We start from the raw sequence: 24,669 nt of genomic DNA, 5'->3' as shown, positions 1-24,669 counted from the left end.
CCGCCCGCGCTGCAACGTCCGCCGATCGGGCCGCTGCGCATGTTGCGCGCGCGCCGTTCGACGAGCTGCCGAGGGTCGCGATGCTTTCGAATCTGCTGGTACAACTGGTCAATGGACTCGCCGACGCGTCGACGCTGTTTCTGGTCGCCGCCGGTTTGTCGTTGATCTTCGGCGTGACGCGCATCGTCAACTTTGCGCACGGCTCGTTCTATATGTTCGGCATTTATGTCGCGTATAGCATCGCGAGCCGCTTTGGCCACACGGTGGGCGGCTTCTGGCTGTCGGTGCTCGCCGCCGCGCTCGCGGTCGCGGTGTTGGGCGCGCTCGTCGAAATCGTCGTGTTGCGGCGGATCTATCAGGCGCCGGAGTTATTCCATCTGCTCGCCACGTTTGCGCTCGTGCTGATCTTTCGCGACGCCGCGCTATGGCTTTGGGGCCCCGACGATCTGTTCGGCCCGCGCGCGCCGCATCTCGCGGGCGCGGTCGACTTTCTCGGCCATCCGCTGCCCACGTACGACATCGCGCTGATCGTGATCGGTCCGGTCGTCTTGCTGCTGCTGTGGTACGCGTTGACGCGCACGCGTTGGGGCACGCTCGTGCGCGCCGCGACGCAGGATCGCGAGATGCTCGGCGCGCTCGGCATCAATCAGGCGTGGCTGTTTACCGGCGTGTTCTTCGTCGGCGCGTTTCTCGCGGGACTCGGCGGCGCGCTGCAAGGGCCGCGCATGTCGGCGAACCTGTCGCTCGACCTCGAGACGATCGGCAATGCGTTCGTGGTCGTCGTGGTCGGTGGCATGGGTTCGATTCCGGGCGCGTTCGTCGCGGCGTTGCTGATCGCCGAGATCAAGGCGCTGTGCATCGGTATCGGGCACGTGACGATCTTCGGCATCGGTTTTTCGCTGAGCCGCTTCACGCTGGTGGCCGAATTCGTCGTGATGGCGGTCGTGCTGGTGGTGCGGCCTTGGGGCTTGCTCGGCCGCGCGAGCGCCGCGGTGCGCGCGATGGGTACGCCGGAAACGCCATTGCGTCCGGCGGGCAGGCGTCTGAAGGGGCTGGCCGCCTTCGTGTTGCTGGTGCTCGCGCTCGCGCCGCTCGCGGCCAACGCGTACCCGTACATGCCGGTGCTGCTCGTTGAAATCCTGATTGCGGTGCTGTTCGCGGCGAGTCTGCATTTCATCATGGGTCCGGGCGGCCTGCATTCGTTTGGCCATGCCGCGTACTTTGGACTTGGCGCTTACGGCGCGGCGCTGTTTCTGAAGGTGCTGAATCTGCCGATGGAAGCCGCGTTGCTGCTCGGGCCGCTGCTCGCGGTGGTGGGCGCGCTCGTGTTCGGCTGGTTCTGCGTGCGACTGTCCGGTGTCTATCTGGCGATGCTGACGCTCGCATTCGCGCAGATCGTCTGGTCGGTCGTGTTCCAGTGGGACGACGTGACGGGCGGCAGCAACGGCGTGCTAGGCCTGTGGCCGTCGAACTGGCTGTCGTCGCCGGTTGCGTTCTACTACCTGACGCTCGCGTGCGCGGTGCTCGGCGTGTGGCTGCTGCGCCGCATGCTGTTCTCGCCGCTCGGCTATGCGATGCGCGCGTCGCGCGATTCCGCGCTACGCGCCGAGGCGATCGGCATCGACGTGAAGCGGGTTCAGTGGGCGTCGTTCGTGATCGCGGCGTTGTTCTGCGGACTCGCCGGATCGCTGTACGCGTTTTCGAAGGGCAACATCTCGCCCGAAGTGATCAGCGTGAGCCGCTCGGTCGATGGCCTCGTGATGGTGCTGCTCGGCGGCTTGCAGACGTTGAGCGGGCCGATCGTCGGCGCGGCCGTGTTTACGTGGCTGCAGGACACGGTCGCGCGCCAGACCGACTACTGGCAGGCGCTGCTCGGCCTCGCGATCCTGCTGCTGGTGATCGCGTTTCCACAGGGTATCGTCGGCTTCATTCGCGAGCGTTTCGGCGACGCGAACGGCGATCAGGCCGACAAGACCAACGGCGCCGCCGCGTCGCCGTCGCAACGGGCCGCCGCGGTCAAGGAGGGGCTATGAGCCTGCTGCGCGTAAGCGGTCTGTCGAGATCGTTCGGAGGACTGAAGGCGGTCGATAACGTTTCATTCGATCTCGAAGCGGGTCAACTGCTGGCGCTGCTCGGTCCCAACGGCGCGGGCAAATCGACGTGTTTCAACATGGTCAACGGCCAGTTGCAGCCGTCGTCGGGTTCGATTCTGCTCGACGGTCACGAACTCGTCGGCATGCGGCCGCGCGATATCTGGCGGCGCGGCGTCGGCCGCACGTTCCAGATCGCCGCGACGTTCAACTCGATGACGGTGCTCGAAAACGTGCAAATGGCGCTGGTGTCGCGCGAGAAAAAGACCTTCGGCCTCTGGAAGCCAGCGGGTTCGCACCATGCCGACGAAGCGTTCGCACTGCTCGAACAGGTCGGCATGGGCGCGCACGCGAAGCGCGCGTGCGGCGTGCTCGCGTATGGCGACGTGAAGCGCGTCGAGCTTGCGATCGCGCTCGCGAACCGGCCAAAGCTGCTTTTGATGGACGAACCGACCGCCGGCATGGCGCCGAAGGAGCGCAACGAATTGATGGCGTTGACCAAGCGGCTGGTGACCGAACACGAGATCGGCGTGCTGTTCACCGAACACAGCATGGACGTCGTATTCGCGTACGCCGACCGGATGATCGTGCTCGCGCGCGGCAAGCTGATCGCCGAAGGCGACGCCGACACGATCCGCAACGACGCACGCGTGCAGGAGGTCTATTTCGGCACCGGCAAGACGTTCCGGCCGCACGCGCCACTGCAAGACGCGTCAGGCAGCGTGCGGGATCGTGGAGCATCGCAATGAGCGAACCGATGCTGAAAGTCTCCGGCCTCAACGCGTTCTACGGTCGCGCGCACATCCTGTTCGACGTCGGCCTCGAAGTCGGCCGCGGCGAGGTGGTCGCGCTGATGGGCCGCAACGGCGCCGGCAAATCGACGACGATGAAAGCGGTGATGGGACTGCTGCCGCGCCGCCACGGCGAAGTGACGTTTCGCGGCCAGAACATCAGCGCGCTCGCGCCGTACAAGATCGCGCGCATGGGCGTCGGTTTCGTGCCCGAGGACCGCCGCGTGTTCGCGGACCTGACGGTGATGGAAAACCTCGACACGGGCCGCCAACCGCCGCGCGAAGGCGCGCCGCAATGGACGCCCGACAAGCTGTTCCGCCTGTTTCCGAATCTCGGCGAAATGCCGAAGCGCCCCGGCGGCCAGATGAGCGGCGGCGAGCAGCAGATGCTGACCGTGTCGCGCACGCTAATGGGCAATCCGTATCTGGTGCTGCTCGACGAACCGTCGGAAGGCGTCGCGCCGGTGATCGTCGAGCAGATGGCGAACATGATTCTCGAACTGAAACGCGAAGGGCTATCCATTCTGTTATCCGAACAGAATCTGCACTTCGCTGAGCTGGTCAGCGACCGCGCGTATGTGCTCGAGAAAGGGCAGATCCGTTTCAGCGGGACGATCGGCGAACTCGCACGGAACGAAACAGTGAGGCGCGCTTATCTGAGCGTGTGAATTCATCGGGTAGTGTCGGCGAAAGGAGAGGCAGATGGCAGCAGAGACGTTGACAGGCTTGTCGGGCAAGGTCGCGGTAACGAACATCGGGCTGCTGCTGTCGGGCGATATCGATCAGCCGATTCTCGACGCGGACACGCTGGTGATCGACGACGGCGTGATCGTCGCGCTCGGCCGCGAGAAAGACTGCGATCTCGAAGGCGCGCGCACGACGGTCGACTGCAAGGGCACGACGGTCGCGCCGGGCCTGATCGACTCGCACGTGCATCCGGTGTTCGGCGACTGGACGCCGCGCCAGAATCAGCTCGGCTGGATCGAGTCGAATCTGAACGGCGGCGTGACGACGATGATCTCGGCCGGCGAAGTGCATTTGCCTGGCCGTCCGAAAGACGTGCTCGGCGTGAAGGCGCTCGCGATCACCGCGCAGCGCTCGTTCGACGGCATGCGCGCGGCCGGCGTCGGTGGCGGCGTCAAGGTGCTGGCGGGCGCGCCGGTGATCGAGAAGGGCATGGTCGAGCAGGACTTCAAGGAGCTGTCCGAAGCCGGTGTGAAGCTGCTCGGCGAAGTCGGCCTCGGCAGCGTGAAGGGCGGCGAGGAAGCGCAACAGATGGTCGCGTGGGCGCGCAAGTACGGTATCCAGAGCACGATTCACACGGGCGGTCCGTCGATTCCGGGCTCCGGCCTGATCGATCGGGACGTGGTGCTCGCCGCCGATGCCGATGTGATCGGCCACGTCAATGGCGGCCATACGTCGCTGTCGTACCGGCACGTGTGCGATCTGTGCGAGCAGTCGAGCCGCGCGCTCGAAATCGTCCACAACGGCAACGAGCGGATCGCGTTGCTGACCGCGCGCCATGCGATCGAACTGAAATGCCCGCATCGGATCATTCTCGGCACCGATAGCCCGGCCGGCTCCGGCGTGCAACCGCTCGGCATTCTGCGCATGATCGCGCTGATCTCGAGCCTCGCCGACGTCCCCGCCGAAATCGCGTTCTGCTTTGCGACCGGCAATACCGCGCGGCAGCGCCACCTGCGCCAGGGGCTGATCGAGGTGGGCCGTCCCGCCGATCTCGTGTTCATGGACCGCGCGCAGCATACGGCCGCCGACACGCTGCTCGAAAGCGTGCAGCTCGGCGATATTCCGGGTGTGGGGATGGTGATGATCGATGGTCTGATCCGCTGCCGGCGCAGCCGCAATACGCCGCCCGCGACCGAAGTGCCGGTGGTGCTGTGAACGCGCGGCGCGACAGGGTGCTCGCATCATGATGAACCGCGCCGCGCAGCTCGTGCTGAAGGTGAACGGCGCGACGCATGTGGTCAGCGCGGCGGCGCAGACACCGCTGCTCTACTTGTTGCGCAATGATCTCGCGCTGAACGGGCCGAAGTTCGGTTGCGGTCTCGGCGAATGCGGCGCCTGCACCGTGCTGCTCGACGGCATGCCGACGCGTGCCTGCGTGACGACCGCCGAAGTCGCGCTGGGCCGTGAGATCACGACGCTCGAAGGGCTCGGCACGCGCACCGCGTTGCATCCGGTGCAGCAGGCGTTCATCGACGAACAGGCCGCGCAATGCGGCTACTGCCTGAACGGCATGATCATGACCGCGAAGGCGCTGCTCGATCGCGATCCGCATCCGAGCGTCGCGACGATCCAGCGCGAGCTGTCGCGCAATCTGTGTCGCTGCGGCACGCATGTCGAGATCGTGCGCGCGGTGCAGCGCGCGGCGCAATTGCTCGACGCGCAAACGGACGTGGACGACGGAGCGCGCGTATGACCGGGCCGGACTTCAGCGTCGATCGTCGTGGCGCGACGCCGTCGCGCAAGCAGTTGTACGACGCGCACAGCGTGCTGCTCGTCGCGCGGCCGCCGCATGCACCGGTCAAGGCCGCGCGCGGCCAGCCGGGTTCGCGTTCTTCGTTCGTGCCGACCGAGGCGGATCTGTTTCTGGTCGTGCGAGACGATGGCAGCGTGGTCGCGTTCAACGGTCATGTGGATCTTGGCACCGGCATCGGCACCGCGCTCGCGCAGATCGTCGCGGAAGAACTCGATGTGCCGTTGACGCGTGTGTCGATCGTGCTCGGCCATACCGGCGAAGCGCCGAACCAGGGGCCGACGATCGCCAGCGCGACGATCCAGATTTCGGCGGTGCCGCTGCGGCAGGCGGCGGCGCAAGCGCGTCAGTATCTGGTCGCGCAAGCGGCCGCGCGCCTGAATGTAGACGCGAACGATCTCGACGTGCAGGACAGCCGCGTGTTTCCACGCGATGGCGACCCGGCGCAGGGCATTCACTATGGCGAGCTGATCAAAGGCCAGCGTGTCGAACTGCTGCTGTCGAACGATGCACCTTTGAAACCGCCGCACGCGTACCGCGTCGTCGGTAAAAGCGCGCCGCGTGTCGACATTCCCGCGAAGGCGACCGGTGAGCTGAACTTCGTGCACGACGTGCGCGTGCCCGGCATGCTGCATGGACGCGTGGTGCGGCCGCCTTATGCGGGCGTCGCGCAGGGTGAGTTCATCGGGAATAGCCTGCTGGAAGTGAACGAAGCGGCGATTCGCGATTTGCCTGGCATCGTCAAGGTGGTCGTGATTCGCGATTTCGTCGGTATCGTCGCCGAGCGTGAGGAGATTGCGCAACAGGCGGCGCAGCGGCTCGACGTGCGCTGGAAAACGGTCGATGGCCTGCCGCCGCTCGTCACGAGCGAGCAGGTCGAAGCGGCGTTGCGCGCGAATCCGGCGACGCGGCGCGATCTGGTGATCGAAGGCGACGTGGATGCGGCGCTCGCGCAAGACCCGTCGCGCACGTTGGAACGCACTTACGTATGGCCGTTCCAGATGCACGCATCGATCGGCCCGTCGTGCGCGGTCGCGGACTATCGCAACGGAGGCGGCGACGACACGCAGCTGAAAATCTGGTCCGGCACGCAGAACCCGCATTCGCTGCGCGCCGACCTCGCGTTATTGCTGACACTCGACGAAGCGCGCATCGACATCGTGCGGATGGATGCGGCGGGCTGCTACGGACGCAATTGCGCGGACGACGTCGCCGCCGACGCCGCGCTGCTATCGCGCGCGGTCGGCGCGCCGGTGCGCGTGCAGCTCTCGCGCGAGGACGAACACGCGTGGGAACCGAAGGGCGCCGCGCAACTGATGGACGTACGCGGCGCGCTCACCGCCGAAGGCGAACTGGCCGCCTACGACTTTGCGACGCGCTATCCGTCGAACGACGCCCCCACGCTCGCGCTGCTGCTGACCGGCACGATTCCCGCGCAGCCGCAGGTGTTCGAGATGGGCGACCGCACGGCCGTGCCGCCGTACGACTATCGCAGCATGCGCATCGTCTGCGACGACACGCCGCCGATCGTGCGCGCCGCGTGGCTGCGCGGTGTGTCTGCGTTGCCGAACACGTTCGCGCACGAGTCGTTCATCGACGAACTGGCCGAGCAGGCCGGCGTCGATCCGGTCGAATTCCGCCTCAGGCATCTGACCGATCCGCGCGCGATCGACCTCGTCAAGGCGGTCGCGGCGAAAGCCGGGTGGGAACCGCGCGAACCCGCGTTCAGAACGCGCGGCGAGGACGACGAAGACGGCAACATCGCGCGCGGCCGCGGCATCGCGTACGCGCGCTACGTGCACAGCAAATTCCCGGGGTTCGGCGCCGCATGGTCCGCGTGGGTCGCCGAGGTCGAAGTCGATCGCAACAGCGGCGAACTGGCGGTCACGCGCGTCGTGGTCGGCCAGGACACCGGCACGATGGTCAATCCGGATGGCGTGCGTCACCAGATTCACGGCAACGTGATCCAGACGACGAGCCGCGCGCTGAAGGAGCAGGTCAGTTTCGACGACAACGCGGTGACGAGCCAGGAGTGGGGCGCGTATCCGATCCTGACGTTCCGCGAAGTGCCGGTGATCGACGTCGTGATGATGCCGCGCCACGGCGAGCCGCCGATGGGCGCGGGCGAGTCGGCGTCGCTGCCCGGCGCGGCCGCCATCGCCAATGCGCTGTACGACGCGACGGGGGTGCGTTTCCGTCGCCCGCCGTTCACGCCGGAAAAGATCCGCGCCGCGCTCGCCGACGCGCAGGCGCAAGACGCGGCGGCGGCGCGCAGGAAAAAGCGCCGGCGGCGCGGCTTTTTCGGCTTGTTGGCCGCGGGCGCGGTCGGCTGGCTTGGCGCGCTGTCGTTCGCCTCGGGTTCCAGCGCGCCGCTTGCGCCGATCACGCCGCCGCTTGCAAGCGCGTTTGCGCCGGAACTGGTCGCGCGCGGCAAGCTGCTCGCGTCGCTCGGCAATTGCGCGGTTTGCCATACCGCCCGCAACGGCGTGCCGAACGCCGGCGGCAAGCCGCTCGCGACCCCGTTCGGCATCGTCTACAGCACCAACCTCACGCCCGACGGCCAGACCGGGATCGGCCACTGGTCGCTCGAAGCGTTCGTGCGCGCGATGCGGCACGGCATCAGCCGTGACGGTCATCGGCTGTATCCGGCGTTTCCGTACACGTCGTTCCAGAACATTTCCGATGACGATCTGCACGCGCTTTACGCGTATCTGATGTCACAAACGCCGGTGCGCAGCCGGCCGCCCGAAACGAAGCTCGCGTTTCCTTTCAGCGTGCGTCCGCTGATGGCTGCATGGAACGGCCTGTTTCTCGGCCGCACCGCGTTTACCGCCAACCCCGCGCAGAGCGCGCAATGGAATCGCGGCGCGTATCTGGTGAATGGCCTTGGCCATTGCAGCGCGTGCCACACGCCGCGCAACGCGTTCGGCGCCGAGAAAACCGGCGCGGCGTTCATGGGCGGAGGCCGCGCCGAGGGCTGGGAAGCGCCCGCGCTGTCGGCGTTGTCGAATGCGCCGGTGCCGTGGAGCGAGGACGAACTGTTCCACTATCTGCGCGACGGTCACGCGCCGTTGCACGGCGTCGCGGCCGGGCCGATGGCGCCGGTGATCGGCGATCTGGCGGCGCTGCCCGACAGCGATATCCGCGCGATGGCCGTCTATCTCGCGTCGCTCAATCCGCTGGAGCCGAACGCCGATCCGGCCGCGACCGCGCGCGAATACGAACAGGCCAGCGCGATGACGGGCGCGCCGGTCACGGCGGGTGCGCGGCTTTTCGACGGCGCGTGCGCCGCGTGCCATCACGCTGGCAGCGGACCTCAGTTGTTCGGCGCACATCCGTCGCTGGCGCTGAACACGAACCTGCACGGCGCGACGCCGGACAACCTGATTCGCGTGATTCTCGACGGCATCGGCTCGCCTGCGCGGCCCGAACTCGGTACGATGCCGGCTTACCGCGACAGTTTCAACGACGCCCAGGTCGCCGAGCTCGTGTCGTTCCTGCGCGCGCAGTTCGCGGGCGGCAAGCCGGCATGGCAGCACGTCGCCGCGAACGTGGCCAGAATCCGCGCGGAACCGCGCGAGCAATGAGCCGCCAGCCGTCGTCCGAAGGTGCGCAGGTCCACGCGCTTGCACGTCCTCAGGTTCGCATGTCTGACTAAAACCACCATTCCTTCTGATAACGGAGAAACGCATGACCACGCGCGCAGGATGGATCTCTCGCCTCATGGTGTCGACCGTGTGCTCGTTCGCCGCGCTCGGCGCGAGCGCACAGCAGACCATCAAGATCGGTGAGATCAATAGCTACAAGGCGCAGCCCGCCTTTCTCGGGCCTTACAAGCAAGGCTGGAATCTCGCACTCGAGCAGGTGAACGCGGCGGGCGGCGTGCTCGGCAAGCAGCTCGAAGTGATTTCGCGCGACGACAACGGCAACCCCGGCGACACGATCCGCGTCGCCCAGGAACTGATCGCGCGTGAGCAGGTGCAGGTGCTGTTCGGCGGCTTCCTGTCGAACACCGGCCTCGCGCTCGCCGACTTCGCGAAGCAGAAGAAGATCTTCTTCCTCGCGGCCGAACCGCTGACCGACAAGATCGTCTGGGCCGACGGCAATAAATACACGTACCGTCTGCGTCCTTCGACCTACATGCAGGTCGCGATGCTGGTGCCCGAGGCCGCGAAGCTGAAGAAGAAGCGCTGGGCGATCGTGTATCCGAACTACGAGTACGGGCAATCGGCGGTGGCGACCTTCAAGAAGCTGTTGACGGCCGCGCAGCCGGACGTGCAGTTCGTCGTCGAACAGGCGACGCCGCTCGGCAACGTCGACGCGGGCGCCGTGACCCAGGCGATCGCCGACGCGAAGCCCGACGCGATCTTCAACGTGCTGTTCGGCGCCGACCTCGGCAAGTTCGTGCGCGAGGGCAATACGCGCGGGCTCTTCAAGGATCGCGCGGTGGTGTCACTCCTGACCGGCGAGCCCGACTACCTCGATCCGCTCGGCGCCGAAGCGCCGACCGGCTGGATCGTGACCGGCTACCCGTGGTATTCGATCGATACGGCCGCGAACAAGCAGTTCGTCGACACGTATCAGGCGAAATATCACGACTATCCGCGGCTGGGCTCGGTGGTCGGCTATTCAGCGCTGATGTCGATCGCGGACGGCATCAAGAAGGCGGGTTCGACCGATCCGGACAAACTCGCCGCCGCGTTCAAGGGGCTCAACGTGCAGACGCCCTTCGGCCCGATCATGTACCGCGCGCAGGACAATCAGTCGACGATGGGCGCGTATGTCGGCGTGACCGGCGTGAAGGACGGCAAGGGTGTGATGACGTCGTACCGCTATGTGGATGGCGCGAGCGTGCAGCCATCGGACGCCGAGGTGAAGAAACTGCGCCCGGCGGATTGAGGACGTGGCGCGCGGCGGTCCGTCGTGACTGCCGCGCAATGGCCGCGCGAGTGTTGGTGAATGCACGTCCGCAGCGGCTGTTGCCACGAGCGGGCGGCTTTGAAAACGGCGGTTGCCGTCGGCGAAACCTACTCTTCCGCGTCGTGCTCCGTGACGAAGCGCTTCAGATAAGCGAGCACGGCCGCTTCCATCGCGCGATGATCGGCGGTGTTTTTCGAGCCCGCGTTTTCTTCGTCGCCGAACAGTGTGGACGGCGCGTTGTGCACGTCCACTTCCTGCCCCTCGCGGAACACGCGAATTTCGTGGACGTCTTCGACGTACTCGGCGATCCAGTGCACGCCCTCGATATGCGTGCCAGCGCGAACCGTAACTATCTTCATGGCTGTCTCCATGCAAGGCGGTCGATTTGAGTTAGCGCTTCGGCGCTTACTCCCGTCCCATGTCCACCACCATACGCCGTCCCGCCGACGCACGCGAGTCCCGCCGCGCAGCCGCCGCCGGAGCATGGCGCGGATGGGCGCTCCGGCACGCTCGTTGCTGAATGATAGAGACTCACCCACAACCGGAGAACCGTCATGCCAGAGCAGAAAACCTTGAAGCGTGCCGCGGCCGATAAACGCGCCGGCAAATCAGCGAGTACTCAAGCGGGAGAGTTCGTCAAGGAACAGGTGGACAAGGTCCGCGCCGGCAAGCACGGCGTGCGCTCGCCGAAGCAGGCGATCGCGATCGGGCTGTCCGAGGCGCGGCGCGCGGGCGTCGACCTAAAGCCGCCGAAGAAGGGCGCCACGAGCGAGGCGACCCGCAAGAAAGCGCAGAAGGACAGCGCGGCGGGCAAGCACGAAGGCGCTGCGAAGAAGAGTGCGAGCAAGGAGTCGAGCGCGAAACGCTCGCGTGTGTCGGAGAGCGTGCTCAAGCGCGAGAGCAAGGCCGGGGCGTCGTCGGCGGCGATGTCGAAGCAGGCGAAGTCGGCGGCGGCCAAGCGGCCAGCCGCGAGCCGCTCGGCCGCAGCCAAAAAGGCCGCTGCGACGAAGGGCGCGGCTGGACGCTCCGCTGCCGCGAAAAAGGCCGCGCAAACGCGGGCGTCGCGCGCGCATCACTGAGCTTGCGGCTCGCAAAGCGGCAGCAATAAAAAAGAGCGGCGCACGCATGCGCGTGCCGCCGCTCTTTCGTCGTCGCCTGGTGGCGCGCTTGCGGGCCTTCTTACTGCACCGTCGCCAGCACCTCGCCAACGGTGCGGAAGAGCCGCGCGATCTGCTCTTCGTCGATGATCAGCGGCGGCGAGAACGCGAGGATGTCGCCGGTGAAACGGATCAGCACGCCTGCCTCGAAGCATTTGACGAACGCCTCGTAGGCGCGCGCGCCCGGCGCTCCGTCGCGCGATTCGAGCTCGATGCCCGCGACGAGGCCGAGATTGCGCACGTCCTTCACGTGCTTCGCGTCGCGCAGTCCATGCGCGGCGGCTTCGAACGTCGGCGCGAGGCTGGCCGCGCGCTCGAACAACTGGTCGCGGCGGTACAGATCGAGCGTCGCGATCGCGGCCGCGGCAGCCGCCGGATGCGCCGAGTACGTGTAGCCGTGGAACAGCTCGATCGCGCCCGGCGCGCCGCTACCGACGACCGTGTCGTGGACGGTGCGGCTCGCCGCGACCGCGCCCATCGGAATCGACGCGTTGTTGATCGCCTTCGCCAGCGTGACCAGGTCCGGCGTGACGCCGAAGTGTTCGCTCGCGGTCGCCTTGCCGAGGCGGCCAAAGCCCGTGATTACTTCGTCGAAGATCAGCAGGATGCCGTGCTTCGTGCAGATCTCGCGCAGCTTCTGCAGATAGCCTTGCGGCGGAACCAGCACGCCGGTCGAGCCGGCCACCGGTTCGACGATCACCGCGGCGATCGTCGAAGCGTCGTGCAGCGCGACGATGCGCTCCAGCTCCTCGGCCAGATGCGCGCCCCATGCGGGCTGGCCCTTCGAGAACGCGTTGTGTTCGAGGTTGTGGGTGTGCGGCAGATGATCGACCGCCGGCAACAGCGCCCCCGAAAACGTCTTGCGATTCGGCGCGATACCGCCGACCGAAATCCCGCCGAAACCGACGCCGTGATAGCCGCGCTCGCGGCCGATCAGACGCGTGCGCTGGCCTTCGCCGCGCGCGCGATGGTAGGCGAGCGCGATTTTCAGCGCGGTGTCGACCGATTCGGAGCCCGAGTTCGTGAAGAAGATGCGATCGAGCCCTTCCGGCATCAGCTCGGCAACCTTCTTCGCCGCTTCGAACGCAAGCGGGTGGCCCATCTGGAAGGTCGGCGCGAAGTCGAGCGTCGACAGCTGGTGCGTGATCGCGGCGACGATTTCATCGCGGCCATGGCCGGCGTTCACGCACCACAGCCCGGCGCAACCGTCGAGAATCTCGCGCCCGTCGGTGCTTCGGTAGTACATGCCCTTCGCCGATTCCAGCAGGCGCGGCGCGGCCTTGAACTGGCGGTTGGCGGTGAAGGGCATCCAGAAGGACGACAGATCGTCGATGACGGGGCGCGAAGTCATGGCATCTCCTCGAAGTGGCGCGGTTGGGGCTTTAAACGTAGCCAAACTGTAGCCCTCGCGGTTTAATGGCGGCATAAACAGTTGACCAAGTGTGGTGTCAACTGTGCTGGTGGATTCGCGCGAACTGTTCCGGTAGGCGGGCGGTCCGCGGTCCGTCATTTTGCCCCTCGTTTTTCGCCCGAAACATGATCGAACTGGACCTTCAACGCGACCGGCGCGCGGCGCCGACGCTCGTCGAACAGGTCGTGCAGAGCTTCGCGCGCGCGATCGACTCGCAATCGCTGCGCGCCGGCGCACTGCTGCCGTCGGTGCGGCAGCTTGCCCAAAGCCACGCGCTGAGCACCTTCACCGTGACCGAGGCGTACAACCGGCTCGTGTCGATGGGGCTCGTGATCGCGCGGCGCGGCTCAGGCTATCGGGTGGCGGCGCGCTCGTCGTCCACGCGGGCGGCCGTCGCTGACTGGACGCCGCCGAGCCTGACCGCGACGTGGCTGCTGTCCGACGTGTTCGCCGATCACTCGGTGCCGATCAAGGCGGGCTGCGGCTGGCTGCCGAGCGAATGGACCAACGAGAGCGGCCTGCAGCACTCGCTGCGCGCGCTGAGCCGGGTGCCGGCCGCGCGGCTCGGCGACTATGGCCATCCGTACGGCTTCGCGCCGCTGCGCGAGCGCATCGCCGAACAACTCGACCGGCGCGGGCTGCCCGTCGACGTCGCGAACGTGCTGCTCACGCAGGGCGCGACGCAGGGGCTCGACCTGATCGTGCGCACGCTGCTGCGCGCGGGCGATGCGGTGATCGTCGAAGACCCCGGCTACTGCAATCTGCTGCAGATCCTGAAGCTCGCCGGGCTGGTCGTGCATGGCGTGCCGCGCACGCCGGCCGGCGTCGATACGGACGTTCTCGCAACGCTGGTCGCGCGGCACAAGCCGAAGGCGATTTTCGTCAACACCACGCTCCAGAATCCGACCGGCGCGACCTTCGGCATGTCGGCCGCGTTCCGCTTGCTGCAGATCGCCGAGCGCGAGCGCATCTGGGTGATCGAGGACGACGTGAGCCGCGAACTCGCGCCGGCCGGCGCGCCGCTACTGGCGGCGATGGAAGGCTTGCAGCGCGTGTTGCACGTCGGCGGCTTTTCGAAGACGGTGACGCCGTCGCTGCGCTGCGGCTATGTGGTGGCCGAGCAGGCGGTGCTGCGCGAACTCGCGCGCACGAAGATGGCGGTGGGGCTGACGTCGTCGGAAACGATCGAGCGGATCGTCGACAAGGTGCTGGTGGAAGGGCGTTACGCGCGCCACGTCGAGACGGTCAACGAACGGCTCAAGCTCGCGCACGTGGCACTCGAAGAACGGCTGGACGCGCTCGGGCTCGAGGTGTTTCACCGGCCGCGCGCGGGACTCTTCATGCTGGCGCGTCTGCCGATCGAAGCGGAGCGCGCCGCCGAGGTCGCGACCGCCGCGCTCGCGCACGGCATCTGGCTCGCACCGGGCTCCTACTTCCGTCCCGACGACGCGCCGAGCGCGTGGTTCCGCTTCAACGCGCCGTATTCGAGCGACGACGCGTTGTGGCGCTTCATCGAGCGGGTCGGGCAGGGGGTGTGGTAGACGCGGCGGCGCGCGTCGAAAGCTCAGCCGCCGTGCCCGATCAGCTTCAGCGCGATCGGGTACAGCGACGCGACCAGCAGCAGCGCCATCGCGATGTTGAAGACGCGCAGCCGCTTCGGGTTCGACAGCACCTCGCGCATCGCGGTGCCGAAACCGGCCCACACGCAGATGCACGGAAAGCCGATCACGTAAAACACCGCAGCCATCGCGACGGCGTTCATGCCGAAGCTGTTGCTCAGGTGAATCGTCGTCGCGGCGGTCAGCACCATCATCCACGCCTTCGGATTGACCCACTGAAACGCGATCGCCTCGTGAAAGCGCATCGGGCGACGCTCGCCGTTCCTGAGCTTCAGTTCGCCCGACGTGCCGATTTTCCACGCCAGATACAGCAGATAAGCGACGCTGACGACTTCGAGCACCGTGTACAGCACGGGGAAATGCACGAACGCCTCGCCGAGGCCGATGCCGACCGACAACATCAACAGCACCACGCCGACGCTGATGCCGGACAGATGGGGCAGCGTGCGGCGAAAGCCGAAATTGACGCCCGACGCGAGCAGCATCGTGTTGTTCGGACCGGGCGTGATCGAGGTGACGAGCGCGAACAGGATGCCGGCGGGCAGCGCGCTGAGAGTGACGAAAGACATGGGGGCTCCGGTGTCGCCAACAGAAAACGGTGAGGCTCATTCTAGCGACAGGGGCCGGTACAGTACCTGTACGGTTTTGAAAATGATGTCCGGTACGGATCGATGATGACTTGATTGGCCGGAAAGCGTCGCCACGCGGCGTTTCAACACTCGGTAGTTAACATATGTTGCATTTATTTTTTTAATGGCAACATATGTAGACGGCTGGCGCAGCAGCCCGCCATCCATCAGGAACCTGCTGCACGATTGGAGATACCCATGAAAGTGATGAATTGGTCCACTGTTGCCATGCTCGTGGCGGCAACGTTGGCGAGTCCGGGCGCGTTTGCGCAGGACGCGACGTCCACGCTCGCGAAGATCCAGCGAAGCGGCGTGATCGCGATTGGCCATCGCGAGACGTCGGTGCCGTTCTCGTACGTCGACGCGAACAACGAGGTGGTCGGCTTTTCGCAGGACCTGTGCAACAAGGTCATCGATGCGGTCAAGGCGAAAACGAAGCGTCCGGACCTCAAGGTGCGCTTCATCCCGGTCACCTCGCAGAATCGCATTCCGCTCGTGCAGAACGGCACGGTCGATCTCGAATGCGGCGTGACGACCAATCTCGCGGCGCGCCAAAGCCAGGTGGCGTTCGCCGACACGTTCTTCGTCGCGACGACGCGTCTTCTGACGCGCAAGGACTCGGGCATCAAGGACTTTCCGGATCTCGCCGGCAAGACGGTCGTGACGAATCAGGGCACGACGTCCGAGCGCATCCTGCGCAAGATGAACGAGGACAAGAAGATGAACATGCAGATCATCAGCGCGAAAGATTACGGCGAAGGGCGTCTCACGCTCGAAAGCGGCCGCGCCGTCGCGTACATGATGGATGACGTGTTGCTTGCCGGCACGCGCACGCTGACCGCGAAGCCGTCGGACTGGATCATCACCGGCACGCCGCAATCGTCGGAAGCGTATGGCTTCATGTTGCGCCGCGACGATCCGGAGTTCAGAAAGCTCGTCGACGACACGCTCGAACAGGTGATGAAAGGACCGGAAATCCACACGATGTACGACCGATGGTTCATCAAGCCGGTGCCGCCGAAGAACATCAGCTTCGACTTTCCGATGAGCGATTCGCTGAAACAGCTGTACGCGCAGCCGAACGACAAGGCGCTCGAATAACGGCTTTGGCCGCTATTGCGCGTAGGAATGGTTTCTAGTGGCAGTCTTTTGCTCTTTCCTCTATACCTGGCTATAGGCGGCGCGTTTCGGTTGAACGTCGCCTATAGCGGGAACGGAGGTGCAAAGTGAACAGGCCGATGGAATCTTCGCGGCGCGGACGGATTTTCCCCAGTGGAATTCTTCGTGCTGCGCTGGCGTTGGCAAGCGGCGTATTCATGGTGTCCGCAAACGCCGACGCACAAATGCGCGCGATTACGATCGTATCGGGCACCTATGGCGAGAATTGCGGCGCGCCGCGCGGCAACCTGACTCGTGAGCTCGAGCGTCATTGCAACGGACGGGAAACTTGCGATTACGCGCTGCCCGGCCTGCACAAAGGCGGCACGACGATGGCATGCCCACGCGACTTCCACGCCGAATGGCATTGCGACCACGCGGACTTCCACACGGCGGCGCTGGGTCCCGGCGCGAAATCGGGCGACACGCTCGTGCTGGGTTGCGTCGAGTCGCGTGGCGCGGGCAAATAGCTCCGTGCGCGAATAAAAAGGCCGAGGCCCTAACGGGTCTCGGCCTTTGATTTTTGCTGCGGTCTTTTTAGCTGGCTTTACGAACCGGCGCGAACCGGCGCGAACCGCCGCTTGCTGAGCGACGGCCCGATACGACGGAACCGTTCCCGTTTGTGTTCTTCTTCGAAGTGCGCGAGCGACGGCTTGACCAGATCGCTGCGCGACAGGATCCCCATCAGACGCATGCTGTTGCGATCGGCGACCACCGGCAGGCGTTCGAGCCCCAGCACGGCGAGCCGCGTCGCCACCAGCCGGCAGGTTTCGGATGACAAGGCAAACGCGGTGTTGTGTTGCGCGAACACGTCGGCGAGCGTCATCGCGCGCTTGCGTTCCGTGTCCTCGGCGCAGAAGCGTTCGAGCAACATGCGGTCGGCCATGCCGATCACCGCGCCGTCGCGCACCACCGGATACGCGCGGCGCAGCTGGTTCGCGCCGAACAGCGTCTGCAGCGTTGCGCCGACCGTCGTGGCGGCATCGACCGATTCGACCGAGGCGGTCATCACTTCGTCGACATAGTGGCGCTCGAGCGGATCGACGCCGTACTCGCGATAGATGTGATAGCCGCGTCGCGCGATTTTCTCGGTCATGATCGAGCGCCGCATCACGACCGTGGAGAAGCCGTGCGCGATCAGCGTTGCCGTCAGTAGCGGCAACAGCGCGTTGGCGTCGTGCGTGAGGCCGAACGCGAACACGATGGCCGTCAGCGGCGCGCCGAGCGTGGCACCAAGCGTCGCGGCCATGCAGACGAGCGGCCACAGCGCCGGTTCGCTGCCCGGGAGCCAATGCGCGAGCACCGTGCCGAGTCCGGCACCGAGCATCAGGAGCGGTGCGAGCACACCGCCCGACGTGCCCGAGCCGAGCGCGATGACCCACATCACCGCCTTCACGGCGAGCAGCAAAAGGGCGACCTGCACCGCAATGTGCTGATGCAGCAGATCGCCGATCACGTCGTAACCGACGCCGAGCGCGCGCGGTTCGAGCCAGCCGCCGATACCGACGACGATGCCGCCGAGCGCTGGCCACCACATCCAGTGGATCGGCAGCTTGCCGAACAGGTCTTCCACCTTGTAGAGCGCGGCGGACAGGCCGGACGCCAGCGCGCCCGACAACCCGCCCGCGACCGCGCACGACAGCAGCGACCAGCCATCGGGCGCGGCAGTCTGTAGCGGAAACAGCGGACCTGTACCGAAGAAAATCACGCGGGCGAAGCCAGCGACCGCGCACGCCACCGCGACTGGCAGGAAGCTGCGCGGCCGCCATTCGAACAGCAGCAGTTCGACCGCGAGCAGCACGGCCGCGACCGGCGTGCCGAACACCGCGGTCATGCCGGCCGCCGCGCCCGCTACGAGCAGCGTCTTGCGTTCCGCCGACGTGACCTTCACGCACTGCGCGATCAGCGAGCCGAGCGCGCCGCCGGTCATGATGATCGGGCCTTCCGCGCCGAACGGCCCGCCGCTGCCGATCACGATGCCTGACGACAACGGCTTGAGCACCGCCACTTTCGGCGACATCTTGCTCTTGCCGAACAGGATCGCCTCGATCGCCTCGGGAATGCCGTGGCCGCGAATCTTTTCGGAGCCGAAGCGCGCCATCAGCCCGACGATCAAACCACCGATCACCGGCACGCCGATCACCCAAATGCCAAGCGTATTGGTGGCGGGCGAGCGGTCGACGAACGACAGCGTGCCGAAGAAAAACAGATTGGTGAACAGGCGAATCAGGTTCAGCAGAACAAAGGCGGCAATCGTGCTGACGAAGCCGATGCCTGCGGCGAGCGCGAAGATGCCGGGCAGCCGTGCATTCGCCGCGAAGTCGCGTTTGTGGGAATCCATGCTCATGGTTAGTCGAGGTCGATCCGTGGAACCTGGAAGGAGCCTTCGAGCGATCTCAATTCGGCGCGATGCAGTTCCGCAAGCCGTTCGAGTACCCGATCTCCCGCTCTTTCGAGGTGTACTTCAACCTGGCGGCGATCGGTCTCGCTGACCTGGCGGCGCACGAGATTCAGTGCCTCGCAGCGCGATACCAGCGCGACGACGCCGTGATGTTGCGCCTGCAGACGCTCCGCGAGTTCGCCGACGGTCGCCCAGTCGCGCTCCGGATAGCCCTTGATGTGCAGCAACAACAGGTATTGCAACGGCGTGATGCCCTCGCTTTGCGCGGCCTGCTCGGAGAAGCGCTCGAAGCGCCGCATCTGATAGCGAAACTGCGACAACTGCTCGAAATCGCTCTTAACGAGCTTGCGAGTCCGTACTTTCATGGCAAATCCGCCAATGTGAAGAAAACCGAAAATATATCACGTCATGATGTACTTGGGCGAATTGCGGCCGTCGCAACGGCATCGCGCGGCAGGTCTCCTCGGTCTTTTAGTTGAAAATCAGGCCGCCTCGCGGGCTCGGGTGGCGGTTTGCCGATACAGGCCGGAGATCAGGTCCACCTGCGTGATCATGCCGACCACGCGGCCCGCGCGATCGAGCACCGGGATGTGGTGATGGCCGAAGTTCGCGAACATCGGCACCCGTTCCGTGATCGGATCGGTGGCGGCGACGGTGCAGACGTCGGTGGTCATCACGCTGCCGACGTCCGACGTCCGACGTGCGAAGCGCATCGCCGCGCAGCCAGCCATCGAAGTAGTTGAGGATCGGACCGAGCGCCGGTGTCGATGTCGAGCAGTTCGTCACGGCGCCCGAGCACGGCTTTGACGTCTTCGCGGAATATTCGCGACAGGTCCGAGCAGCAGATACATCAGACCGCCGGTGAACGCGATGCCGAGAAGCGCGCCGAGGCACGAACGCGCACGCTCGTGCCATTTCACGGTGAGCGGTGCAGGGAGAAAGCTGGCAAGCCAGCCGAGAGCAGGAGAGCGGGACAAGATAGGAGCAGAAAGTAGTCGATGATGCCGGGCCCGACATTACCGGGAAAACCTGGCAAGGCGAATACAGTCTGGTCATGATTATATGTCAATATGATATAAAAGTTCTCCGCCCCCCCGCGCGGCGCGCGGAATCTGTCGCACCTCGCAGACAGTCGAGAGCACAGCCGACGTGCTTCAGCATGGCCCTTAAATCACCCCTCGGCGCGTTCTTTTTTGTCACGTCGTGATATAAAATGAGAGCAGACGGATTGAGAGGACTGGTTGGCCGTTGCCTGATAGACCGATAAAGGAGCCATCATGATGATCACATTTCAATCGACGGCGTCGCCGGATGTCGTCATGCTCAGGGATCTCGCACAATATCTGCTTGGTCTGATCGGCAAGCGGCTCGGCGCGCGGGGTGTTATCAGCCGCGACGAGCTGCCCCGCGCGATCGATCGGCTCGAAACCGCCATCACCGAAGACGCGGCCGCGGAAACGACCCTCGAAGCATTGCACTGCTCAACCAGTAATCAACGCGAGTCGCGCAACCGGCTGTCGCAGCGCGCGTGGCCGTTTCTGGACATGATGCGTGCGGCGCGCGCCTCGGACGCAGACATCATCTGGGGGCTGTAGTTCGTCGAGGGAATCGCGATGAAACAACTTGCGTCGTGTCGACGTTTCGCAATCGTCCTGATTTCGGTTTGCGCCGTTCCGCTTGCCTATGCGTTCTCACCCGCGCAGCAGACCGGCCGATACCCGCAGCCGGTGTGCGGCTCTTGCGCCGCATCGTGCGGCACGGGGGTGCGAAGCAGTGTGATCGGCGTGTATGGCGGCACCGTTGTCGACCAGTTGTCCAGCGGAGCGGTGCTGCTCGTGAGATGGCCGAACGGTTCGCCGCACGAGGCATGGACCGCTCGGTCGCATGGCTATGGTTTGCCCGTCGACCCCGTGGCAAACGGTGCTCATGTTTTCTTTTTGTGGCCTGAGTCATAGCGCGGTGTTCCTGACCGGCGGCGCCGAGCAACCGCTATTTCAGGGCAGGGATTCGGTGGCCGCCGAAACTGGCGAATAGTGCCTGTTTGACGGCGTTTCTGTAGGTATTTGCGTGTATCGGTGTCGCGCGGTATATATCACGAACTGACATATAATTAATCAATCACGTGCCGCACGGCGCAAGGAGGTTCTCATGTCGAGCTTCAAGCGCATTCTTCTCTGCTACGACGGAACTCGCGAAGGACAACACGCGTTGAAGGACGGTGCCGCTCTCGCGCAAGACCTGAACGCTGAAGTGCACCTGCTTTCCGTGCTCAACAATACGGCGTGGATGCAGGGCGCGGACATTACGGCCGCGGTGCCGGTCGATTTCATCAACGAATCCGCCAAAACGCTGCTCGACGAGGGCTTACGGAAGCTCGCCGCACGCGGAATTCGCGCGACCGGTCATCTCGCGATCGGCGAACCACTCGATGAGATACCGTTTTTCGCTAACGATCTGAAGGCCGATCTGGTCGTCGTCGGTCATCGTCGCAGTCACGGACTCGCGCGATGGTGGGGTGGCCGGCACGACGGGCTGCTGCTCGATCGCGTGACGTGCAGCGTACTGGTCACGATGGGCGCGGCAACCGATGCGCCGGCCGCAGCCGCAGGCACGGGCGAGACCGCGCGGTCCGCCGAACATTCATGAGCGTTGTTTTGTGTGTTGTGTGTTGAGTTGTGTTGCGTTGGCACGGAGGCACACCATGAAAGACGTCGACGAACAGTTCAATCATCCTCAGCCCGTCAGGCACAGCGATAACGAAAAGAGCAAGCTGCCGCAGCGCGCCGCCGATGCGCAGCGGCCGAAGAAAAAACCCGAAGGCGAGCCGCCGGTCGAGTGACGAGGGGCGGCGCCACGCCGTTCAGTTCGCGCGGAAACACTAAAACGCTGCCAGCCCGAAAGCCCGGCAGCGTTTTAGTCATGCATGCAAACCGCTGGCACAGGCGACCGACATCACGTCAGACAATCAGAAGTCGGTGCTGACGGACAACAGGAACGTACGCGGTGCGCCCTGGGTCAGGTACGTCGTCGCGCCGTAGGCCGACACGGCTGACCAGTACGCCTTGTTCGTCACGTTCTGCACGGTGGCGCGCAACGTCGTCCTCTTGCCGTAGATGGACGTCTCGTAACGCGCCCCCAGGTCGAAGCGGTTCCACGACGGGATCGACAGCGTGTTGGCCGCGTTCGCTTCCTGCGCGCCGGTATGGATCCAGCGCGCGTTGACCGCGAGCCCCGGCACCATCGGAATGTCGTAATCGGCGCCCAGGTTGAACAGGAAAGTCGGCACGCCCACCGGACGGTTGCCGTCGTAGGTTCCGCCTTGTGTGTTCTCGAGCGTCGCGTCCATCAGCGAAGCGCCGGCCAGCAGACGCAGGCCCTTGAGCGGCTCGCCGTGCACTTCGGCTTCGAGACCGCGATGGCGTTCGTTGCCGTTCAGGCCATAGATATGCGTGGCCGGGTCGGTGAACGCCGACGGCTGTTCGATCTGGAAAGCGGCAAACGACGCACCGAGCCTTTCGGTGTCGTACTTGACACCCACTTCCCACTGCTTCGTGCGGACCGGCGCCAGTTGTTGACCGTAGTTCAGCGTGCTCGCCGGCGCGATGCTGCCCGCTGCCAGCGCTTCGCTGCGGTTCGCGAAGATCGACACGTTCTGCGTCGGGCGCAGAACGAGGCCGAACAGCGGCGTCGTGATGCCGTCGCTGTAGTTGCCGCTGCCGATGCCCGTGTTGTCGTAGTTAGCCGTCGCGATCTGCTGGCGACGCGCGCCGACCGTGAACAGCACCCGGTCATGCAGGAAGCCGAGCGTGTCGGACGCGGACACGCTGCGGATCACCGTGGTGGCCGTCATGCCCGGATCGGCCAGGTTGCCGCCTGACATCGTCGTGGCCGGGTAAGGCGTCTGCACCGTGTTGTAGAGCGAGACCGGGCCCATGAAGGCGTAGGTCCACGCGGAGTTGGTGTTCTCGCTCGTGATGGCGCCGCCCGCCGCAACCAGATGCGACACCGGGCCAGTGTCGAAGCGGCCGCGCACGCCGACTTCGGCGGAGCTCGAATTCTGGTTGTACGGCACGCCGAGACGGGCACCGGTGACGCCGGTCGACGAATAGGTCGGCGAGTAGTACTCACCTTGCTCGACCGTGCGGCGCACACCACCGCTCGCATAAGCGGTCCAGCCCGGCAGGACGTCGTATTCGGCCTTCAGGATGCCGACGGTGTCTTCGAGGTTCGTGTACGACCAGTTCTGCGCGTAGTTGTACGTTGCCGGCGGCACGGCGGGAATCGCGTCGGTGAAGTAGACGACCGGGCGGCCGTCGCTGACGTGCTCGCGCTGATACAGGAAGTCGCCGGACAGACGCAGCTTGTCGCCGCGCCAGTCGAGCGCGACGGCCGTAGTGTTGTCGCGGCGGTGTTCGCCGTCGATGCTCGTCTCGCCGTCACGATTCGCCTGGTTCACGCGGATCCCGAACTGGCCTTCGCTGCCGAAGCGTCGGCCGACGTCCACCTGCGCGCCGAACTCGCCGGAGCCGCTGGTTGCGAGTGTCACGTTGGTGGTCGGCGTGTCCTCCGCTCGCTTCAACTGCACGTTCACGCCGCCGCCGATCGCCGAGCCCGTCGGCGAAGCACCGTTCAGGAACGCGTTGGCGCCCTTGAACACGTCGACCCGCTCGACCGCCGCGGTCGAGACCAACTGGCGCGGCGTAACGCCGTACAGACCGTTGATCGAGATGTCGTCGGCATTGAGCTGGAAGCCGCGAATCACGAACACTTCCGAGAAGTTGCCGTAGCCGTACGCGGTTCGCACCGACGGGTCGTTTTCGACCACGTCGGCGAGCGTGCGCGCCTGCTGGTCCTTGATCAGCTTGGCCGTGTAGGTCGTCATGCTGAACGGCATGTCGATGTTGCGCTGCTTGCCGAGCACACCGTAGTCGGCGCCGCGCGCGACCTGGCCGCCCGCGTATGTCGGCGACAGGTCGCCGGGCAACTCTTCGACGGCGGCCGCCTGAACCTTGATGGCGGGCAGCGTGCCGTCGGCGGCGGGGGCGGAGTCGGTGGGATTGAGCGAACGCGCTGGCCGGGACACTGAAAGCGACGGCGATGGCGGCAAGGATGGTGGCGCGATGCAGAGTGGCTTGAGCAGGCGTGGCCTGCGGGCGATTCCAGCGTGAAACGGACATGAATTGGAAAGTAGGCGTGGTCGTCGATCTTCCGTCCCGGGGCGCTAGTTGGAATCCGGGCGGCATTTTTCCTGGTTGCACGCGCGGATGATGCCGTTTATGTAAGCAGTCCGAGCGCGGAACGAAAGGTTCGGCGGAAGTATAGTGCAAATAGGAATCATTCCTATTGTAGAAACGCAACGATTTACAGAACTGATGGCAAGAGGGGATGTTTTCGATGAGGTCGAGCGGCCGCGACGCGCGGGTTTGACGCCGCCGCAGGCGCGGTACAGCGCTTGCTACCCACCCAAAGGTTTACTCGCAGGCCGCCATACATGCCACGAAATCCGACTACCTGTCAGAGGTGGAGCGCCCGAGAGGTCCAGCTATTGCACGGCGTGCCGCGCGTGCTCGTCATCGACGACAACGAGAACGCCGCCGAAGCGCTTGCCACCTGGCTTTCCTACGAGGGTGTCGAGGCGCGCGCCGCGACAGGCTGCACCGCGGCGCTGCACTGCGTGCGCAACTGGGTGCCCGAGGTCGTCGTGCTCGACATCATGATGCCGGAGCGCGACGGCTACGAAACGGCGAGCGCGCTGCGCCGCTATCTGCCGACGCACGGCCTCGGCATCGTCGCGTTTACGTCCCTAGACGAGGACCACGTGAGGCAAACCGGCCGCGAGCGCCACAACTTCGACGGTTATTGCCAGAAGGGCACGGCGCCGGCCACGCTGCTCGCACTGCTGCGAGGGTTGTGGCGCGGCTAGCGAGGGGACGCGCGTCGATAAAAAAACGCGGCGGCGTGGACATCGCTCCACACCGCCGCGCTTTTCAACCGCG

At 65.4% G+C, this 24,669-nt stretch carries 20 protein-coding genes and 2 pseudogenes; 15 read left to right on the top strand and 7 right to left on the bottom strand.

Annotated features, from left to right (window positions below):
• The first annotated feature begins 80 nt into the window (after positions 1-80).
• The 7 genes from OKW38_RS28645 (at position 81) to OKW38_RS28615 (ending at position 10,277) form a co-directional block, all read left to right on the top strand.
• Entirely contained in the window at positions 81-2,033 is a 1,953-nt protein-coding gene (locus OKW38_RS28645) for an ABC transporter permease (RefSeq protein ID WP_429364260.1), read from the top strand.
• Positions 2,030-2,839: an ABC transporter ATP-binding protein gene (locus OKW38_RS28640; protein ID WP_429364258.1), complete on the top strand. Its 810-nt coding sequence runs from the start codon at positions 2,030-2,032 to the stop codon at positions 2,837-2,839. Before OKW38_RS28645 ends, OKW38_RS28640 begins: the two co-directional genes overlap by 4 nt.
• Complete coding sequence (locus OKW38_RS28635) at positions 2,836-3,549, top strand: ABC transporter ATP-binding protein (protein ID WP_018423559.1); 714 nt, start codon at positions 2,836-2,838, stop codon at positions 3,547-3,549. The genes OKW38_RS28640 and OKW38_RS28635 overlap by 4 nt, the downstream gene beginning before the upstream one ends.
• Positions 3,550-3,583: 34 nt before the next feature.
• Positions 3,584-4,783, top strand: coding sequence for an amidohydrolase family protein (locus OKW38_RS28630; protein WP_090807235.1), 1,200 nt, complete (start codon positions 3,584-3,586; stop codon positions 4,781-4,783).
• Positions 4,784-4,814: 31 nt separating this feature from the next.
• Positions 4,815-5,321 carry a (2Fe-2S)-binding protein gene (locus OKW38_RS28625; protein WP_090807233.1) on the top strand — a complete coding sequence of 169 codons (507 nt, stop codon included), beginning with the start codon at positions 4,815-4,817 and terminating at the stop codon, positions 5,319-5,321.
• Entirely contained in the window at positions 5,318-8,965 is a 3,648-nt protein-coding gene (locus OKW38_RS28620; RefSeq protein ID WP_429364257.1) for a molybdopterin cofactor-binding domain-containing protein, read from the top strand. Before OKW38_RS28625 ends, OKW38_RS28620 begins: the two co-directional genes overlap by 4 nt.
• A gap of 103 nt (positions 8,966-9,068) precedes the next feature.
• Positions 9,069-10,277, top strand: coding sequence for an ABC transporter substrate-binding protein (locus OKW38_RS28615; protein WP_090807229.1), 1,209 nt, complete (start codon positions 9,069-9,071; stop codon positions 10,275-10,277).
• A 128-nt stretch (positions 10,278-10,405) separates the two neighbouring features.
• Here OKW38_RS28615 and OKW38_RS28610 read toward each other — a convergent pair whose 3' ends face one another.
• On the bottom strand, positions 10,406-10,657 hold the full coding sequence (locus OKW38_RS28610) for a hypothetical protein (protein ID WP_018423554.1): 252 nt from the start codon (positions 10,655-10,657) through the stop codon (positions 10,406-10,408).
• A 195-nt stretch (positions 10,658-10,852) separates the two neighbouring features.
• Here OKW38_RS28610 and OKW38_RS28605 point away from each other — a divergent pair, with 195 nt between their 5' ends.
• Complete coding sequence (locus OKW38_RS28605) at positions 10,853-11,377, top strand: DUF6496 domain-containing protein (RefSeq protein WP_090807227.1); 525 nt, start codon at positions 10,853-10,855, stop codon at positions 11,375-11,377.
• A gap of 100 nt (positions 11,378-11,477) precedes the next feature.
• Here OKW38_RS28605 and OKW38_RS28600 read toward each other — a convergent pair whose 3' ends face one another.
• Positions 11,478-12,806, bottom strand: coding sequence for an aspartate aminotransferase family protein (locus OKW38_RS28600; protein ID WP_429364255.1), 1,329 nt, complete (start codon positions 12,804-12,806; stop codon positions 11,478-11,480).
• 185 nt (positions 12,807-12,991) lie between these two features.
• On the opposite strand from OKW38_RS28600, the gene OKW38_RS28595 reads away from it, so the two are divergent.
• The gene (locus tag OKW38_RS28595; protein ID WP_429364254.1) at positions 12,992-14,407 is read left to right on the top strand and encodes a PLP-dependent aminotransferase family protein; all 1,416 of its coding nucleotides are present in this window, start codon (positions 12,992-12,994) and stop codon (positions 14,405-14,407) included.
• 23 nt (positions 14,408-14,430) lie between these two features.
• Here OKW38_RS28595 and OKW38_RS28590 read toward each other — a convergent pair whose 3' ends face one another.
• Positions 14,431-15,054 carry a LysE family translocator gene (locus OKW38_RS28590; RefSeq protein WP_184007090.1) on the bottom strand — a complete coding sequence of 208 codons (624 nt, stop codon included), beginning with the start codon at positions 15,052-15,054 and terminating at the stop codon, positions 14,431-14,433.
• A gap of 258 nt (positions 15,055-15,312) precedes the next feature.
• Here OKW38_RS28590 and OKW38_RS28585 point away from each other — a divergent pair, with 258 nt between their 5' ends.
• Positions 15,313-16,215 (top strand): glutamate/aspartate ABC transporter substrate-binding protein, encoded by a 903-nt coding sequence (locus OKW38_RS28585; RefSeq protein WP_090807219.1) that lies wholly within the window; start codon positions 15,313-15,315, stop codon positions 16,213-16,215.
• A gap of 215 nt (positions 16,216-16,430) precedes the next feature.
• A complete protein-coding gene (locus tag OKW38_RS28580) occupies positions 16,431-16,742 on the top strand; it encodes a hypothetical protein (protein ID WP_260330386.1) in 312 nt (103 codons plus the stop codon).
• A gap of 77 nt (positions 16,743-16,819) precedes the next feature.
• On the opposite strand, the gene OKW38_RS28575 is transcribed toward OKW38_RS28580, so the two are convergent.
• From OKW38_RS28575 to OKW38_RS28565, 3 genes and pseudogenes are all read right to left on the bottom strand, one after another.
• Positions 16,820-18,619, bottom strand: coding sequence for a chloride channel protein (locus tag OKW38_RS28575; protein WP_429364252.1), 1,800 nt, complete (start codon positions 18,617-18,619; stop codon positions 16,820-16,822).
• Positions 18,620-18,621: 2 nt separating this feature from the next.
• Positions 18,622-19,038 carry a MarR family winged helix-turn-helix transcriptional regulator gene (locus OKW38_RS28570; RefSeq protein ID WP_429364251.1) on the bottom strand — a complete coding sequence of 139 codons (417 nt, stop codon included), beginning with the start codon at positions 19,036-19,038 and terminating at the stop codon, positions 18,622-18,624.
• A gap of 117 nt (positions 19,039-19,155) precedes the next feature.
• A pseudogene (locus OKW38_RS28565) lies at positions 19,156-19,423 on the bottom strand (CBS domain-containing protein); the annotation flags it as partial.
• 527 nt (positions 19,424-19,950) lie between these two features.
• Here OKW38_RS28565 and OKW38_RS28560 point away from each other — a divergent pair.
• The 3 genes from OKW38_RS28560 to OKW38_RS28550 all read left to right on the top strand — a co-directional run bounded on the left by OKW38_RS28560 (position 19,951) and on the right by OKW38_RS28550 (position 21,512).
• Positions 19,951-20,268 (top strand): DUF1840 domain-containing protein, encoded by a 318-nt coding sequence (locus tag OKW38_RS28560; RefSeq protein WP_090807209.1) that lies wholly within the window; start codon positions 19,951-19,953, stop codon positions 20,266-20,268.
• Between the two features lie 553 nt (positions 20,269-20,821).
• Positions 20,822-21,319: a universal stress protein gene (locus OKW38_RS28555; RefSeq protein WP_187614167.1), complete on the top strand. Its 498-nt coding sequence runs from the start codon at positions 20,822-20,824 to the stop codon at positions 21,317-21,319.
• Between the two features lie 55 nt (positions 21,320-21,374).
• Positions 21,375-21,512, top strand: coding sequence for a hypothetical protein (locus OKW38_RS28550; RefSeq protein ID WP_167368721.1), 138 nt, complete (start codon positions 21,375-21,377; stop codon positions 21,510-21,512).
• A gap of 126 nt (positions 21,513-21,638) precedes the next feature.
• Here OKW38_RS28550 and OKW38_RS28545 read toward each other — a convergent pair.
• Positions 21,639-23,850 (bottom strand): annotated as a pseudogene (locus OKW38_RS28545) (TonB-dependent receptor).
• A gap of 314 nt (positions 23,851-24,164) precedes the next feature.
• Here OKW38_RS28545 and OKW38_RS28540 point away from each other — a divergent pair.
• Entirely contained in the window at positions 24,165-24,596 is a 432-nt protein-coding gene (locus tag OKW38_RS28540; protein WP_429364250.1) for a response regulator, read from the top strand.
• Positions 24,597-24,669: the final 73 nt, after the last annotated feature.

Origin of the sequence: Paraburkholderia sp. MM5496-R1, from assembly GCF_050436205.1 — a bacterium.
Taxonomy (GTDB): Bacteria; Pseudomonadota; Gammaproteobacteria; order Burkholderiales; family Burkholderiaceae; genus Paraburkholderia; species Paraburkholderia tuberum.
This window is presented reverse-complemented; position numbering and strand designations above follow the sequence as displayed.